The organism is Mesotoga sp. BH458_6_3_2_1, assembly GCF_003664995.1.
Taxonomy (GTDB): domain Bacteria; phylum Thermotogota; class Thermotogae; order Petrotogales; family Kosmotogaceae; genus Mesotoga.
Genome location: NZ_JFHL01000018.1, coordinates 13,952 through 30,097, shown reverse-complemented (window position 1 = coordinate 30,097; position 16,146 = coordinate 13,952). Strand labels below are relative to the sequence as shown.

Sequence of the window (16,146 nt, the reverse complement as noted above, 5' to 3'; positions counted from 1 at the left end):
AAAGATGGCTTCTTCAGAAAGGACTTCTCACAATGGCTGAAGAGGTGACTTATGTGGTAAAATATCTTCGAGTTAACCCTTAGACCGCTTCGCTGTCCTTGCAAGGGCAGCGTTTTTCTGGTCTATCGATTGCCGGTCACACTACTTGCCTTTTCTCATTTAAATTCTCTTCTTCATCGAGACTCTCAATATCACAGGTTGCTCCAAGAGAAAAACTCTTCGTCTGACCTCCCTTTAGAGGCCCGAAAATGGCTGTATTTAACATTGCCATGAGCATGACGAAAAAAGGTGCTTGATCGCGCACGTCCCAGGAATCATCCTTAAGTCTCTTTCTACTTCTGAAGAAGCCTTTCAGATTACCGAACTTCCCTTTAAACAGCGTGCTGAAAAACCAGCCAATCTCCATAGCGGTCGTATAGGTTCCGTTCCCGATTTTCAAAGGGGATAGTCGGACAACCTTGTTTCTGATCACCAAATCGATATAGGCGCTTACCATATCTAATCCAGAAGTGTACGCCACCAGTAATCCGGGACTCATTCTGGGATTGACGTCTACAAGATAGTATCCATTGCTATCTCTGTCATGTAGAAAATCCATTGATATAAACCCTGAATAGTTGAGATCACTGACAATCTTCTTTACATTGCCAAGCACCTCTTCACACTCTATCGAGATTCTGCAAGTGCCTATTCCACCTGATTCCGGATACTCTCTCAAATTGTGATAGATGATGTTTCCTATGAGTTGACCATTGTAAGCTAAACCAGTTGTACATATTTGGTAGGGATGCTTCCACTCCTGGACAAGATACTTGTCACCATCAAGGTCCTTCGAATATTTGATGAATTCATCATGTGAGTTGACTTTTGAAACGCCTTCAGCAGAGCGAAGATTTCTAGGTTTTATCACTACCGGGAAGCTGCTGTCAGCAGGTTCAAAGTTCTCCAGAAGCATCGTCCTAGGAACGCTTATCCCGAGAGACCTGGCGTAACTGGTCATGGATAATTTGTCGTGTAGCAGCCTAATATGCTCATAAGAAGGAATCATCATCTTGACTCGCCCCTGCAGCAAATCTGAATGCTTGCTCAATACAAAGCCCTCTTCAAACGTTGGACACAAAACGTCAATTTCCATTTCCTCTATCTTTTCCAAAACGCAACGAACGAAAGCTTCGCCATTCTCACTTACAGAAGGATAGACAAACTTACCTTTGAGGTACCTTGAATAAAGCCCCGCACTTAACTTTCTGCTGTCGGCGGCGAACACTTCATGGCCACCTTTAGCTAGAATCCTTATGGTATTAATTGCGTACCACATTCTTGCACCAGTTACTAGAACCCTCAAACGTATACCTCCCGCCAAGCGAATTGAAGACAAGATTTTCTCAAAACCATATTAAGCTAAGAAGGTAACAGCTATGTTGTCTATCGGATTTCACTGATTCTGCATCTCACAGTCCTTGTGCCTTATAACATAACATTTCGAAATATGAATATAGATCAATGCCAATCATGCCAATCAAGCGTGACTCAATTTGCACATCCATTTACATAACAAATACGATTTGGTTTCTTTGAGAATAAATTGTATAATATCTCTGAAAGGTTGACGGTTAACTTCAGTCACAATGTGTTCATAATGTACTCGATGACATAGTACAGTTAGCCGCAATCCGGACAACTCCTCGTTTCGTAGCAATTCCCCCTTCGATTCCTGACGCCAGTCAGGAATCCTTTTTTTGAAGACCAACCTTTTTTCTTCTTTGATAATAAAAAGACCGCCTAATGGCGGCCTCGATAGCTATTATGACTACTTAAGTTTGTCAATTAGTGATGAAATTGAATCCGCTGCTTCTTGAGGTACTCTGTCGAAACCTCCTCTATCCACTTCTCTTGCGCGAAGGAAGTTCAACCTGTCAACCAGTCTGTCTCTGACAAGCTTCTTGTAATCCTCGTCAGATAAATCGGGCTGAAAACCCTCGATCTCCATTACCTCAAGTTTCTGGAACGGTTCCCAGGGAACGAATTCAGCGCGGTTCTCGACAATTGACTCAAGAATTCGGAGTGTAAGCTCTTTCGGAACCTTAGTTTGACCGAAGTGTCCCGTATTGAATATGTAACATTCAATATTTCTTCTGTCGAACAGTTCAAGATAACGGTTAAAATCGTCAGATAGTGGATATGTTCTGAACGGATTGGCATAAGGCTCAATAACAAGTGCATCGGGATCAACTCCCGGTGCCAACCGCTCGGCAGAGGTTCTCTTTGTTGCTAGAGTAGCACCCATGGCTGATGCTAAAACGGGATCTTTAACCTTTATTACAGGAGGAATTGATGGGTCCTTCATCAACCAGATAATAGCGTCCACAGGCTCGTCAAATTTGTCTACTCTATTTGGAGACCAAAGCTTTGATTTGATTGCCCGTCCATTACCGTTGCGAAGATCTTCAGTCACAATAACAATTTTTCCCTCATCGTCCTGGGTGGCCCCGACATTCTGAACAGACAGAAGGAATTTGTTATCTTCGCTGCTCAAAGGATAATCCGAAGTCTTGTCAAAGTAGGAAGGTTCTAACGCCACGGAGGACCCATCGGAAGAAGATATCACGAACGCATCGTCATGTAAGACCGTTACGTCATACTTTTCTCCATGTTTAGCATGCGTCAGAGTGGATTTTCCTGACCCGGAGAGGCCAAAGAATCCCACAACAAATTTCCTATCCTTCAGATTGTACCTCTTCTGCCCACCATGACAGGCCGCAAAACCCTGTCTGTTAGCGCATCCCCACGCTAGGGTTAGGGTTCCTTTCTTGAATTCACCAAAGTACCTCATCCCAAGAATAGCTGCGCAGTTGTGCTCCGGATCGAAGAATGAAAGACCCAAAGGGTGGTCGGGATGTTGCCAATCTGGATTGGAAAAAACAAAGATGTCTCCTTCATTTTCGCATCTTTCCGAAGACTCATACATTTCATTGTAGCACTCGTTTATAGGCTGGAAATTCAACAACCAATTGTAGATCAGGTTCTCATGAGTTTCGGGAACAAGTAGGTGGGCCTTGACCATGAAATCTCTGTCGAGCCCTATATAAGCCTGCGCATGATACATTTTCTGTCTCCTGGTGTTGTAGATCGCTTCTCTAATCTTAGCTCCATATTCTGCTTCATTTACTCCAGGTTCTCCAATAATTCTTCTCGCGGATGCGCATCTTCCCGTCACGGCACCATCGTTGAAGAGAAGCACTTTTGAGTCGGATTCAAGTCCAATTTTCTCAGGTCTGTAAACTGGAAGATCTGTGACTATGGTACCTGGAGAGCTTTTAGCCAGCTTGTATGCTTCACTTGGCGAAAAGACCGGCACAACATTATTTCCGTAGAAGGCAGTTTCTATTGTTACCCTAGACATTGAGAAGAGGGGATTGCCTCTTCCGATTTTTCCCCTTATGAATCTGGACCCTGTTGACATTCTTCACCTCCAAAAACCAAAAAGATTAGCAAATTCCTCGGTCGAAGATCTCTCTACCTTAAGAACCAAAAAAGTTCGCAAAATCCACATAGATTGTGCGAATTACTATTAATTTTGCATCTTTGACCAAGATACGGGAAATCGCGATAAGACTATTTACAAAAAATACTGTAGAGTTATTATGGGTTAAGGCAACCAATCAGCGCGCCGCCATTCTTGAACTCCCACCACTGCTCTTCATAAGGTTGATTTTCGGCTTCTCCAGTTTTCCTCTCTAGAGAAAAGCTCCGCGATCTTGACAATCACCTTAACTGCCTTGTCCATTGAACTGGTAGGAATGTATTCGTATCTTCCATGAAAATTATGACCCCCAGTGAAGATATTAGGCGTCGGAAGTCCCATAAAAGAAAGACGAGCTCCGTCTGTTCCTCCTCTTACAGGCTCTATTCTTGGCTCTATTGAGAGACTCTCCATGGCCCTCTTGGCAATCTCTACTACGATCATCTCTTCTTCGATCTTCTCTTTCATATTGCAATAGGAATCTTTCATATTGAAAGCTATCGTGTCTTCTCCGTACTTCGAATTCAGGAAAGCCGCTATTTCCACAACCAACTTCTTCTTCTTTTCGAACTTCTCTTTCGAATGATCTCGGATTATGTACTTGAGGACTGTCTCCTCCACTGATCCTTTTATGCTTCCCAGATGAAAGAAACCTTCCCGCTGCTCGGTTACAGCCGGTACCTCGTTTGAAGGCAGCATGCCGTTGAACTCGCATGCAATCAGAAGAGAATTCTTCATCCTACCTTTAGCGCTTCCTGGATGAATATTCAATCCTTTGACAACAACTTCGACACTGGCTGCGTTGAATGTCTCGTACTGAAGTTCTCCAAGAGCCCCTCCATCAACGGTATAAGCGTAATCGGCTCCAAATTTCTCTACATCGAAATGCTCTGTCCCTTTTCCAACCTCCTCATCCGGCGTAAATGCAATTCTTATCTTTCCGTGCTTGATTTCGGGATTTGAGATCAAGTACTCCATAGCGGTTATAATTTCCGCGACTCCTGCTTTGTCATCGGCACCAAGCAGAGTAGTCCCATCCGTTACAATAAGCCTCTCCCCAACGTAGTCACACATCTCAGGATAGAGATCAGGATCAATAAAGATATTCTTCTCTTCGTTGATCGGTATCTTTCCTCCTTGATAGTCAATAATCGAAGGTTTGATGTCCTTCCCGCTCATATCGGGGCTGGTATCCATGTGGGCTATAAATCCAATAACGGGAACGTCTGATTCGATATTTGATGGCAAGGTCCCCATTACGTAGCCATAATCATCCAGAACAACCTCTTTCAATCCTATTGACTCCATCTCTGCTCTAAGAATTTTTGCGAGTTCCAGTTGAGTATTAGTCGAAGGGAATGTCTTAGATTCGAAACTGGAAGTAGTTTCTACAGACACATACTCTAGAAATCTCTTAATCAGTCTTTCCATCATTATTCTCCTTTCTCTGTCTTGACTTGTTCTTATGTATGAGAACTTCTATCAACTCTCTCGGTCTTGCCGCAAATCGATTGGCTAATACGGCTGCAGAATTGAAAACCATTCCGGACACAGATACCACTTTTCTAGTCTTAACTCTTTTTAAGAGTATCAGAGAAATTCCTCTTAGAATGAAGGTAACAAGAAAAAGGATCTGAATTCCAAAGAATTGATGACCGCTGAAAGTCCAGCTATATCTGTTCAAATATGATGCTAGAAATCCGCCCATAAGTGAACCTGCAAGAGCGGAGGTGCCATTCGCGAATGAGAGCAATGCATAATAAGACTGCACATCTACTCCTCTTAGGAGCTCAAGCATGGTAGTAAATAGACACAGGTTTATAGCACTCCACGAAGCAGTCCCAATCAACGTGTCGATGTACAAAAGATATACCGTTCCACTGTCCATAAACAACCACAGTGAGGTTTTCAAAAACGCTCCAAAGACTCCGAACTCTAGAACTGCCTGCCCTCCGATTTTATCAGCCATCTTTCCCCACAATAGATAGAATAACATCGTTAGAAGCGAACTAAAGACGTTAAGTAAACTGAGAAAGGAATAGTCTAGCTTCATATTGACCAGCTCATGATAAGCGAAAAACGGTGAAGTGATTGCTATCGAGAGACTCCAGAAAGAATAGAAGCGCAGATATGGCATAAACTTCTTGTCTCTCACAACAGCCTTGAATAAGCCTCTTCCGTAGCTTATTTCATGTGGAGGATCGTAATGGAAACCCAGCAATAATAAGCTTATTACCGCGCTGATAACTCCAAGAGTAGTGATGGCTAGAAATCCCGTTTTCCCAGGAAATGAATCAAGAATGAACGAGTACAGAAGCGTTATAAGCATATTTGTAATTGTGAATGTCACGTTTCTCATGCTGAAAAACTTGGCAGAGCCTATAGAGGGGACAACATCTCTAATGATTGATACCCAGAAATTGCCTGCAAGACTTGCAGAAAGCGAAAAGAAAGAAAGAATTACTAGCAGAAGAGACTGTCTGTTTATTCCTAAAGCAAGTGTGACCGGAATGAATGCCGTAGATAATCTTCCTGCAGAAGCACAGATCATCATTGCTCGCTTTCTGCTTCCCGCGGCTCTCAGAATTGAAGGAGCAATCAGCTGAACAAATTGTGAGACAGATGGAAGAACTCCGATCAAAGCTATAACCGGTTCAGAGGCTCCAAATTCGAGAGCAAGCCCGGTCCCAAGGAAGCCCTGAGTAATCAAGAAGAAACCATTATAGATAGCACCCTCAAAAACCGACAGGACCCTCGTTTGACTATTTTTATCCAATTAATACATCTCCGGCTATGAATATATTGGAACAGGCATTCTCCATTTGCAAAGTTTCAAATAAAAACGTTCACCAGAAAAGGTTTCATTCGGGGAGAATCAATTCAGGAATCAGCAGGACTTCAAGTTAACTAAATGTTTACAAATAAAAGCCGACAATCCTGCTCCACTATGTTGACAAACCCGACTTCTTTGGGTAGAATTAAATCAAATAGATAAGAAACCCTGAAACCCCAAAAGCTCGAACGGTCATTAAAAAAGACAAAGCACATGAGTACCGATATGCAAGTCCCCCATTACCCCCCAAGTATGGATGAAGGACAGGCATGTTGAAACCCCCTGGAATATCCCGATTTAAGCCGCCACAATGGCGGCTTTTTTTTACTCAAAGATTGCAGCAACACCAATTAAGCCGGGCCCTGTGTGACAAACAAGAGATTGAGAGATCTGTCCAGTAATTATCTCACTTATTCCTGCTGCCTCAATCTCGCCTACAGCCATATTGAAAAATTCTCTAGTCTTCTCACTTTTGTCCGATGTATAAGCGGCAATGTGCAGCAATTTTTTGCCCTCAATGAAATGCAAGAGCTTCTTTACCGAAGCTTTAACGGCTCTCTTCATGCCTCTTTCTTTTGAAACACTGTGATAGATCCCATCTTCGCCAACGGTTATTACAGGCTTCAGATCGAGAAAATCCCCGATTGTTGCGGTAACCTTTCCAATTCGTCCTCCGGCCTTAAGAAACTTTAGAACAGGTATGCAGAAGAAGACCTTGGATTTACTCACAGAATCGCGGATCTCGCTCACTACCTCTTCAAAGGCCAACCCTCGCCGGACCAGATCTATCCCCTTCATAGCAAGCAGCCCTGAACCAATCGAAATGTTCTTCGAGTCTACTACCTCAACGTTTACATCGGAGTGCCTTTCGGAGAAGTCTCTGACAAAAGTCTTCACTTGACCAAGAGTCCCACTTAGGCCACTGGAAATTCCAATATATAGGAACTCCCTGAATCCCTTTTCGTAAAGGCTGTCAAAAGCCTCTCCGATTTCCGATTGTCTTGGAAGTGATGTCTTTGGAAACTTATCTTCCATGTACTGAAGAAGATCTGAAGCAGTGATATCAATGTTGTCTCTATATTCCTTACCATCGAGGATTATCTTCAATGGAATGACTCTTACGTCATTACCTGCTTTCATTGATTCGGGAAGATCACATCCAGAATCGACTATGACTCCAATCATTTGGCAAACCCCCTGTCAAAAAGGTCTCTCTTACGCTTCCATATGACCCCTGTTTTCGCCAATCCGTTCAGAAAGGCTTCCTATGGCCAACAAATTAAACAACTCGACAACGCCCACTATTCATTCGAAATCTGTTTCACATAGTTCTAATGAAATCCCTGAAGTATTCAAAGCTCTTCTTTGGAATACGTCTCAAATCATTATTATAATCCACATACACCAGGCCAAATCTCTTGGAAAAACCACGCGCCCATTCAAAATTATCCATCAAGGTCCAGACAAAATAACCTTTCAAATCCACTCCTCCCTTTATTGCATTAAGAGCAGCGGAGAAATGCTGTCTCAGATACTCAATTCTACGATGATCATCAACGGAGCCATTCAACAACTTATCTTTGCACGCAATGCCGTTCTCGGTAATGTATATTGGTTTCTTGCCGTACTGCTTGTAGGCCTTGAAAAGAAAAGCTTCAAGCCCCTCCGGATAGATCTCCCAGCCCATCTCGCTCTTCGGTAGTTCTCCTTGAACGACTTCGGTGCCTAGTATGCTTGATTCTTCTCTTCTAACTAGGTTTCTTGTGTAATAATTCACTCCCCAGAAGTCGAAGGGTACCGATATGATTTCCATATCTTCGCTTTCGATATTTGGTGTCAGTCCAGCATTTTCGAAGAGCGCAAAGAGTTCAGAGGGATATTCACCAGTCAGTGGAGTTTCAAAGAACCAACCGTTCACGAATTGATCATAGATTTTTGTAGCACGGAGATCTTCTTTAGAATCCGTCACGGGCTCAACAAAAGTGGAGACATTTGTAAGACCGATCAGGCCATCTTTGACGTCTTCTCTGAAACGTCTCACTGCTTCACCGTGAGAAAGCAGGAGATTGTGAGCGACAGAAAGTGACATTTTCAGGTCTCTCTTTCCGGGAGCATGTTCACCCCAAAGATAGCTCACGTGAGAAGAGCAGTAAGGTTCATTCAAAGTGATCCAGTACTTAACTCTGTCACCCAATCTGTAAAACATCAGACTTGAGTAATCGGCAAAGTAATTACTGATATCTCTGCACTCCCATCCACCGAATCTAGCCTGCAAATCTAGAGGAAGATCCCAGTGATACAGAGTGACAATAGGTTGTATTTCTCTTTCCAGAAGTTTGTCGACCAGTTTATCGTAGAAATCAATACCTTTTTGATTTGTCGTGCCACTCCCCTTTGGAAGTACTCTCGGCCAGGATATGGAGAATCGATAAGAATTCAGTCCAAGTTCAGTCATGAGATCAATATCTTCTGTGAATCTGTGATAATGGTCACAAGCAACATCGCCACTTTCCCCGAAATCTATCCTCCCGGGCTTGTGGGAAAAATCCGACCAAATCGACGGACCTTTACCTTCTTCAAGATCGGCTCCTTCAATCTGATAAGCTGCCGTTGCAACACCCCATAGAAAGTCTTCAGGAAAACCTGCTGCCAAAGTATTTCCCTCCTCAGTTCATCTCAACAGACAAATCCTACCATATCATTGGAGCTATCAAGTTTACCTGGGAAGTCTCGAAAGGAAGCGTGAAAACCTTTTCGTTCTGATCAAAAGGGCTACGGGTTGTATTAATATTGAATGTGATGAAGCGGTTCCGAATCCGTAGTGTTTTTCGATTCTTTGCATTCGAGAGATGACTTAAAATCTGGGAGGCAGCAGTGATGAATTTGCTATCGAATTTTTTGGTCCCCGCGGGAAATCTCATTATGTTTGCAATAGGAGGAGTTCTAATATTCCTGGCAATTAAGAAGCAATATGAACCGATGCTGCTCTTGCCGATAGGCTTCGGAGCGATTCTCACGAATATTCCGGGATCATCGGCCATCGGAGAGCACGGTGTCCTTACAATTCTCTATGAAGCCGGAATAGCAAATGAACTATTCCCTGCTCTGATCTTCATTGGAATAGGAGCAATGATAGATTTCGGACCTCTACTTCAAAAGCCCGTGATGTTCTTTTACGGAGCAGCGGCACAGCTAGGAATCTTTCTTACTATAATCGTAGCAGCTTTACTTGGATTCGATATCAGAGAGGCAATATCCATCGGTATCATTGGCACTGCGGATGGCCCCACATCCATATATGTCGCAAGTAGACTTGCCATTCACATGCTCGGACCGATCTCAGTCGCCGCATACTCATACATGGCTCTGGTGCCTGTTGTTCAACCACCTATAATCAAGTTGCTTACTACGAAAGAAGAAAGAAGGATCAGAATGGATAATAGAACCGAGAAAGTTCCCAAGTATGTCAGGATACTGTTTCCAATACTCGTTACACTTCTTGCCGGAATTATTGCTCCAGTAAGCGTTGCATTGATCGGAATGCTCATGTTCGGGAATTTGATAAGAGAATCCGGAGTCCTTAACAAACTTAGTAATGCTGCCCAGAATGAGCTTTCCAACATCATCACTCTCTTTTTGGGGATCGCTATTGGCTCGACGATGACGGCAAGCGCGTTTCTAAATCAAAGGACTCTGTTGATTCTTCTCATGGGACTCGTTGCTTTCATACTCGATACCATGGGCGGGATTCTCTTTGCAAAAACATTCAACCTCTTTAGAAAACAGAAGATAAATCCCATGATAGGCGCAGCTGGAATATCTGCCTTTCCGATGTCCGCCAGGGTTGTTCACAGGATGGGACTTGAAGAAGATCCAAATAACTTCCTGATAATGTATGCAACTGGTGCAAACGTTGCCGGACAGATTGGTTCTGTTCTGGCTGGCAGTATAGTACTCGCACTTTTTCTATAGATGAAAGGAGCTTCAACGATGAGCGAAGCCGTTTCGAAGAGTATCATGATTTTCATTGAAGGTTATCCAACAACATTTCTGGCTACGATCGCTTTCTTCATAATGATAAAATTGCTTATGAAGTCTGCCTCAAGAAGGAATGAGGAGTAGGTTTCTCTATTAAGATGCTCGACTATAAAGACTTCAAAAACTCCATCGAGGAGAATTACAATGATTGAAGGGAAGAGTGGCAGTTATCCGGTCCTTTCCGAAATCCTGAGGGAGTATGATCCTTCTTCTGACAGGGTCGAGAATTTCGTCAATTTGAAGCAAGGCTTCTTCTTCATATTTGGTGCCAAGAAGGTCGAGGGGAACAGGGGCCCTTACTATGATTGTGTAGTTGGAGATTCCAAGAATAGAAAGGAAGCAAAAGCATGGATTAGTGAATCGGGATGCCTGGAACCGGTTGCCGGTAATGTGGCCCTTGCGGACTATCTAGTAGATGATAGATTCGGATTAAGTATCAAAATTAGAAGGCTTTTCTCAATAGACGAGATGGAAAGCTACAGTTCCGATTCGATTTCGCAGTTACTGCCCGTCGTCAAAGACCTCGAAAGAATTAAGTCTGAAGTCTCGGCACTCATAGAGTCAGTAGAAGACTACTATATGAAAACTCTTGCCAAGCGGCTCATTTCAGATGACGGGGTCTGTCCAGGCTTCTTCAAAGCTCCTGCGGCAAAGATGTATCATCATGCCAGAATCGGTGGTCTTGCAGAACATAGCCTCTCTGTGGTGAGATATGCACTTGCATTGACAGAGGTATCAGATTCCGGCGCAAACATCGACAGAGACCTCGTTGTAATTGGTGGACTCTTTCATGACTTTGGAAAGGTAAAAACCTATACCACTGAAGCTTTCGAATTTGATTACTCTGATGACGGTTACTTGGAGGAACATATCTCCATTGGAGCAAGACTGATTGATATGGAGATTTCCAGTATCGAAGGCTTTCCAGAGGAAACCAGGAGGAAGTTGATTCACATAGTGCTCAGTCATCATGGAGAAGTACAGTTCGGTTCACCTGTAACCCCGAAGACCCGTGAATCAATAATAATTTGGCTCTGTGACAATCTTGACTCAAGGCTTGACAATTTTGAAACTCATGCGTTGATGACTTCAAACGAAAGCAAGTGGACGGACTTCTCGAAGATGTTCCAGAGCAGGCTCTACCTGGGTGAACGTAGAAAAAGCGATTAAGGAAGAGCTGGATAATGGCATTAAGGGTATTTGGATCGATTAGATCTTGCCAATGCCTCAAAATTCAGTGTTTACAAATATGAGACGAAGGAAAGGGTGATTTTATGAAAAGCTTTGCCATCATTGTGTTGCTCACTTTAGCATCGACTGTCTTGATGGGCAGCGAACTCAATCTCTACTTTGGAAATCCCCATTCTCACACTTCTTACTCAGACGGCACGGGTTTCCCGGAAGAAGCCTACTCATTCGCCAAAGAAGTACCCAATCTTGACTTTCTTGCAATTACCGATCATGCCTACTATTTTGCTCAGAAGCTCCCGGACGGGAGGGACAAATTGGTTGCAACAATAGAGGCTGCGAAGGAAGCCTCATCTCAGCTCTTTGCTGCATTCGCGGGTTTTGAATGGACAGCAACCGGTACTGGACATATAAACGTGTACGGCACAAGTGACTGGACGGATAGAGTCAAGTCGGATCTCTGGGACCTGTATGACTGGATAATAGAGCACGGTGCGGTCGGCCAGTTCAACCATCCTGTGAGAGATTTCGGAGACAACTTCAAGGAATTCCAGTATTCCCCACAAGCAGATCTCTATATGAATATGATTGAAGTTGGCAATGGAAATTGGTGGGAAAACGACACGATTGTCGATGAGATGTTCTCAGCCTACATTGATGCACTGGGAAAGGGATGGCACATTGGTGCGACTCTCGGTCAGGACAATCACAAACCCAACTGGGGAGGAGCAAACGATTCAAGAACAGCCGTCTATGCTACTGATCTAAGCGAAAAAACCATACTGGAAGCATTTATGAAAAGAAGAACATATGCAACTGAAGATAAGAACATTAAGATTCACTTCTCTACCGAAGAAGCGTTTATGGGAGATGTTGTTTATGACGTCGATCAAGTGGATCTGAGAATTCTAATCGAAGACACTGCTTACGATCCTCTGGAGACAGTGAAGATTTTTTCTCGGGATGGGATATTTGCACAGTTCCTGGTCGACAGCCATGAGTTAGATCTCAGCATCCGAGCGAATATTGAAACCGGGTTCCAGTATTTCTTCATTTACGTTAAGGGAAGCGACGGCGAGGAAGCGGTATCTTCACCCATTTGGTTTCAAAGATCAAACCCTGTGCACCTCTACAATCCTAGCGCTTACCCAGAGAGCGTTAAGCCAGGAGAAGGCCTGACACTCTCTTTCCAAATCTCGAACCTCTCCTCCGAAGAAGCTTCCTCATTGATTCAAATAACCAATCTAAGCGGTGAAATATATAGTGAGACAGTCATGCTGGAGGAATTCGAATCTAAGATTGTGAATACACAGCACACAGTAGAAGCGCACGATGGAGTCATCTCCTTCTTTCTTGATTCCGTCCCATACTCAAGCATCAAACTTAACATAAGGAGCGAGGATTCATTGAATGTTTTACTTGATAAAAGTCACGTCAACTATGCCAGTGATAGTAGAGGCAAATTGGAGGCGGCTCTTGAGGGAAGTGGTCACAAGTATTCGACTGCCGACAGGATTTTTAAGGAAGGTGAACTGAATACAATCGATGTTCTCATAATTCCACTGCCCGGAGCTGGCGGAAGTTTTGAACGACTTAAGATGCTCATGCCCCAACAGGCCGAGATAATTAAGCAGTTTGTTTTGAACGGGGGAACACTCATCATAACTGGGAGCGGCGATGAAATCAGCAGTGATGTTCTAGCTACATACAACAGACTTATCGAAGAAATGGGTATTCCTTACAGGTACGAGGATACAATAACAGGCGAAGAAACTGAACTTGATGGAATTCTATTTGATGGGCTATCAGATCTGCAGGGAGAGTCAATAGATCATGAATACGGGCTGGGCAGTGTTTTCCTATTCCCCGGGGATCCTTTTACTGACGATGTAATTGATCACAACAGCGAACTTGTCTACCGGCTGTTCAAGTAAGGATCTTCCCTTATCCCTTTTCGTTCGCAGTCGTTCTAGAAGGACTGAAGTACCTTTTTGAGTCCACGAAGTTTTCTACCTTTCTATGATTCAAGATTCGTAGCTCCATCTACAATTATTTAGCACATGACAAAATAAGGTTGTCAAAATTAAGATTGACTTTAGAAAATCTTAGACAAAATGCTTTGAATTGCTTGTTCATTGTGCTATAATTTTCCAGCGATAGAGACTTATTTGGAAGGAGGCATAGTTTGATGACCATTAGAACGAGAGTTCCGGCAACCGTTTATCTTAACCGGGTATCCGGTGATGCCGTACTGTGCCACGCCTTCTTCCGTCGTGTGAGGTATAAGATCGTATAACGATAAGGAAGTATGAAGGACCGTGGCGAGTAGAAGCCACGGTCCTTTTTTTTGGCTATTGGGAGGTGAGCAGAATGTTTGAAAGAGTATCTGATGAAAGGAATACGAGAAATCAAAGAGAAGAGTTGGAGACACCGAAAGAGAGGGGAACTGGGCGCAACAACCACTGAAAGCCTCGATCATCATAAGGGGCCATGTTCTCCGGAAGATCAAGGGGGTAAATATGTTTATAGTAATAAGTTCGCCGAGAAAGAAGAGAGAAAACGACATCGCAGCACTTCCACCCTTCATTTACAGACCGGAAAGTTTCATGGACTTCCCGAAGTGAAACAGCTTACAAAAGGAGAATCATAATGAAGAGATTACGAGGTTCAAGAAACGTTTTTATAGACGGACTAGTTGAAAGACAGAAAGTGGAAATTGAAAGCAAATTCAGCAGACCTCATTATCTTTAAGAAGGTGAGAAAATGGCAGACGCTTTGCTTGCCAATAATATTGTGAAGACTTTCAAGAAGAATCGAAAAGAAGTAAGAGCACTAAAAGGAGTCAGTTTGAGAATAAAGGAAGGAGAGATATACGGTCTTCTCGGTCCCAACGGTTCGGGAAAGTCGACCTTCATTAGGATCGCCTCAACACTCTTGATACCCGATAGGGGAAGTATATCCATTTTCGGATTCGATTCGGTCAGCGATTCCGTGGCCATTCAAAGAATGATAAACAGGGTCTCGGTAGAGGCTAGCTTCTTTAGAAAGCTGTCTGCCGTAGAGAACCTCAGTTTTTCTGCGGGCCTTTACGGAATACCGAGACGTGAAGCATTGAAGAAGATAAACTTTCTCTCCGAGAAATTCGGCCTGGATCTGAAGAGGCTCAAGGATCCGCTCGAAGATTTCTCGAGAGGAATGCAACAGAAGGTGGCAATCGTGAGAGCCTTCATGACAGAACCAAGAATGCTCTTGCTCGACGAGCCAACCACAGGTCTCGATCCCAGAGCGAAGAGGGATGTTCAGAATATGATTAGAGATGTCAAACAAACAATGAATACAACTATGCTTCTGACAACACACGATATGGATGAAGCTGAGAAGCTTTGCGATTACGTGGCTATCATTCATCTTGGAAGAATCGTTGCTTCGGGGCGACCGGCCGAATTGAAAAAACAGCTTCTTGGAAAGGTCGATAATCCAAGCTTTGAAGATGTTTTTCTGGAGTTTACAGGTATGAGTATCGAGGAGGCAGAGTATCAGGAGGTAGAATCGGCATGAGTGGAAAGGCGCTGGCCCGAGAGCTTCGCGCCTCCTGGGCCTTTATCGAACGCAATTTCAATTTCACCAAGAGATACTGGAAATGGGAAGTTGTTTTCTTTGTCTACACTATGGCAAACTCGGTGACAATGGGTTTCATCGGAAAGGGAGTCGAGTCGTTTTCTGGAACTAAGCTTAACACGAGCTATTTGATCCTCTATATGTTACTTGGTTCCATACTCTGGGGATATCTCTCTATTCTCTTCGAAATAGTTGCAGAGACCGTCGCCTGGGAAAGATGGGAAGAGACAATCGAGTACACGTTTATGGCACCTGTTAGGAGGGCAACGCATCTACTGAGTACTTGCGGCTACGCCATTCTCTATGGAATCCTGAGAAGTGGACTCATTCTGCTAGTTGTCTCGGTCTTCTTTGATCTGGACCTGAGTAGTGCCAATCTCCTGTCAGCAGCTGGAATTCTTGCAGTATCAAGCTTCTCATTTGTAGGATTGGGAATAGTTGCTGCAGTGTTGCCATTAATTTCTCCGGAAAAGGGAGTGCAGGTTGTGCACATTTTTCAAGCCTTGCTTCTGATGTTCTCGGGAGTCTACTATGAAATCGACGTTCTGCCATTTTGGATGCAACAGGTCGGAAAGCTATCTCCCGCTACTTACGCGTTGAGAGGCATGCGCGCATCGATTCTTGAAGGTAAGAGCATGCCCGAGATGAGTAATGATGTTTGGCCCTTAATCTTTCTTGGTGCTCTTCTCCTCCCGTCAGGTCTTCTTTTCTTCAGAAGAATGGAATCATGGGCGAAGAGAAAGGGTGTGCTGAAGAGAAGTGGCTAATGGCAATCTTGAAAAGTTTTGTAATAAAGACCATCTTAAGAAGGGCATCCTCAATAAAAAGGATGTCCTTCATCTTTGAAGTGGGTCGTATTTTTCGTAGAAAATTTCTGGCATCGACGAAGTCAAATCTTAGTCTGACAATTGTCTTCAAATCAACCAAAATAGATGTTTATTCCTGT

Annotated in this window: 12 protein-coding genes; 6 read left to right on the top strand and 6 right to left on the bottom strand. The window is 43.6% G+C overall.

The window, feature by feature from the left end:
• Positions 1-136 precede the first annotated feature (136 nt).
• The 6 genes from Y697_RS09020 to Y697_RS08995 form a co-directional block, all read right to left on the bottom strand.
• Positions 137-1,345 (bottom strand): ATP-grasp domain-containing protein, encoded by a 1,209-nt coding sequence (locus Y697_RS09020; protein ID WP_121551301.1) that lies wholly within the window; start codon positions 1,343-1,345, stop codon positions 137-139.
• 465 nt (positions 1,346-1,810) lie between these two features.
• On the bottom strand, positions 1,811-3,463 hold the full coding sequence (locus Y697_RS09015; protein ID WP_121551300.1) for a phosphoenolpyruvate carboxykinase (ATP): 1,653 nt from the start codon (positions 3,461-3,463) through the stop codon (positions 1,811-1,813).
• 237 nt (positions 3,464-3,700) lie between these two features.
• Positions 3,701-4,954: a peptidase T gene (gene pepT, locus Y697_RS09010; RefSeq protein WP_121551299.1), complete on the bottom strand. Its 1,254-nt coding sequence runs from the start codon at positions 4,952-4,954 to the stop codon at positions 3,701-3,703.
• Positions 4,938-6,299: an MFS transporter gene (locus tag Y697_RS09005; RefSeq protein ID WP_121551298.1), complete on the bottom strand. Its 1,362-nt coding sequence runs from the start codon at positions 6,297-6,299 to the stop codon at positions 4,938-4,940. Before Y697_RS09005 ends, pepT begins: the two co-directional genes overlap by 17 nt.
• 381 nt (positions 6,300-6,680) lie before the next feature.
• Positions 6,681-7,541, bottom strand: coding sequence for a DegV family protein (locus Y697_RS09000; RefSeq protein ID WP_121551297.1), 861 nt, complete (start codon positions 7,539-7,541; stop codon positions 6,681-6,683).
• A gap of 136 nt (positions 7,542-7,677) precedes the next feature.
• Positions 7,678-9,009 (bottom strand): GH1 family beta-glucosidase, encoded by a 1,332-nt coding sequence (locus tag Y697_RS08995; RefSeq protein WP_121551296.1) that lies wholly within the window; start codon positions 9,007-9,009, stop codon positions 7,678-7,680.
• Between the two features lie 224 nt (positions 9,010-9,233).
• Between Y697_RS08995 and Y697_RS08990 the strand changes: the two genes are divergently transcribed.
• The 6 genes from Y697_RS08990 to Y697_RS08970 all read left to right on the top strand — a co-directional run bounded on the left by Y697_RS08990 (position 9,234) and on the right by Y697_RS08970 (position 15,967).
• Positions 9,234-10,328, top strand: coding sequence for a sodium ion-translocating decarboxylase subunit beta (locus tag Y697_RS08990; protein ID WP_121551295.1), 1,095 nt, complete (start codon positions 9,234-9,236; stop codon positions 10,326-10,328).
• An 18-nt stretch (positions 10,329-10,346) separates the two neighbouring features.
• Positions 10,347-10,478, top strand: a complete 132-nt coding sequence (locus tag Y697_RS14990) for a hypothetical protein (protein ID WP_259462416.1) — start codon at positions 10,347-10,349, stop codon at positions 10,476-10,478.
• A 60-nt stretch (positions 10,479-10,538) separates the two neighbouring features.
• On the top strand, positions 10,539-11,564 hold the full coding sequence (locus tag Y697_RS08985) for a 3'-5' exoribonuclease YhaM family protein (RefSeq protein ID WP_121551294.1): 1,026 nt from the start codon (positions 10,539-10,541) through the stop codon (positions 11,562-11,564).
• Positions 11,565-11,668: 104 nt separating this feature from the next.
• Entirely contained in the window at positions 11,669-13,516 is a 1,848-nt protein-coding gene (locus Y697_RS08980) for a CehA/McbA family metallohydrolase (RefSeq protein ID WP_121551293.1), read from the top strand.
• Positions 13,517-14,345: 829 nt separating this feature from the next.
• The gene (locus Y697_RS08975; protein ID WP_121551292.1) at positions 14,346-15,140 is read left to right on the top strand and encodes an ABC transporter ATP-binding protein; all 795 of its coding nucleotides are present in this window, start codon (positions 14,346-14,348) and stop codon (positions 15,138-15,140) included.
• Entirely contained in the window at positions 15,137-15,967 is an 831-nt protein-coding gene (locus tag Y697_RS08970; RefSeq protein ID WP_121551291.1) for an ABC transporter permease, read from the top strand. Before Y697_RS08975 ends, Y697_RS08970 begins: the two co-directional genes overlap by 4 nt.
• Positions 15,968-16,146: the final 179 nt, after the last annotated feature.

What these genes read in the sequence shown, in the direction of transcription:
- Y697_RS09015 (WP_121551300.1), bottom strand. Translation starts at nt 3,463, where the DNA reads ATGTCAACAGGGTCCAGATTCATAAGGGGAAAAATCGGAAGAGGCAAT.
- pepT (WP_121551299.1), bottom strand. Translation starts at nt 4,954, where the DNA reads ATGGAAAGACTGATTAAGAGATTTCTAGAGTATGTGTCTGTAGAAACT.
- Y697_RS09000 (WP_121551297.1), bottom strand. Translation starts at nt 7,541, where the DNA reads ATGATTGGAGTCATAGTCGATTCTGGATGTGATCTTCCCGAATCAATG.
- Y697_RS08990 (WP_121551295.1), top strand. Translation starts at nt 9,234, where the DNA reads ATGAATTTGCTATCGAATTTTTTGGTCCCCGCGGGAAATCTCATTATG.
- Y697_RS14990 (WP_259462416.1), top strand. Translation starts at nt 10,347, where the DNA reads ATGAGCGAAGCCGTTTCGAAGAGTATCATGATTTTCATTGAAGGTTAT.
- Y697_RS08985 (WP_121551294.1), top strand. Translation starts at nt 10,539, where the DNA reads ATGATTGAAGGGAAGAGTGGCAGTTATCCGGTCCTTTCCGAAATCCTG.
- Y697_RS08980 (WP_121551293.1), top strand. Translation starts at nt 11,669, where the DNA reads ATGAAAAGCTTTGCCATCATTGTGTTGCTCACTTTAGCATCGACTGTC.
- Y697_RS08975 (WP_121551292.1), top strand. Translation starts at nt 14,346, where the DNA reads ATGGCAGACGCTTTGCTTGCCAATAATATTGTGAAGACTTTCAAGAAG.
- Y697_RS08970 (WP_121551291.1), top strand. Translation starts at nt 15,137, where the DNA reads ATGAGTGGAAAGGCGCTGGCCCGAGAGCTTCGCGCCTCCTGGGCCTTT.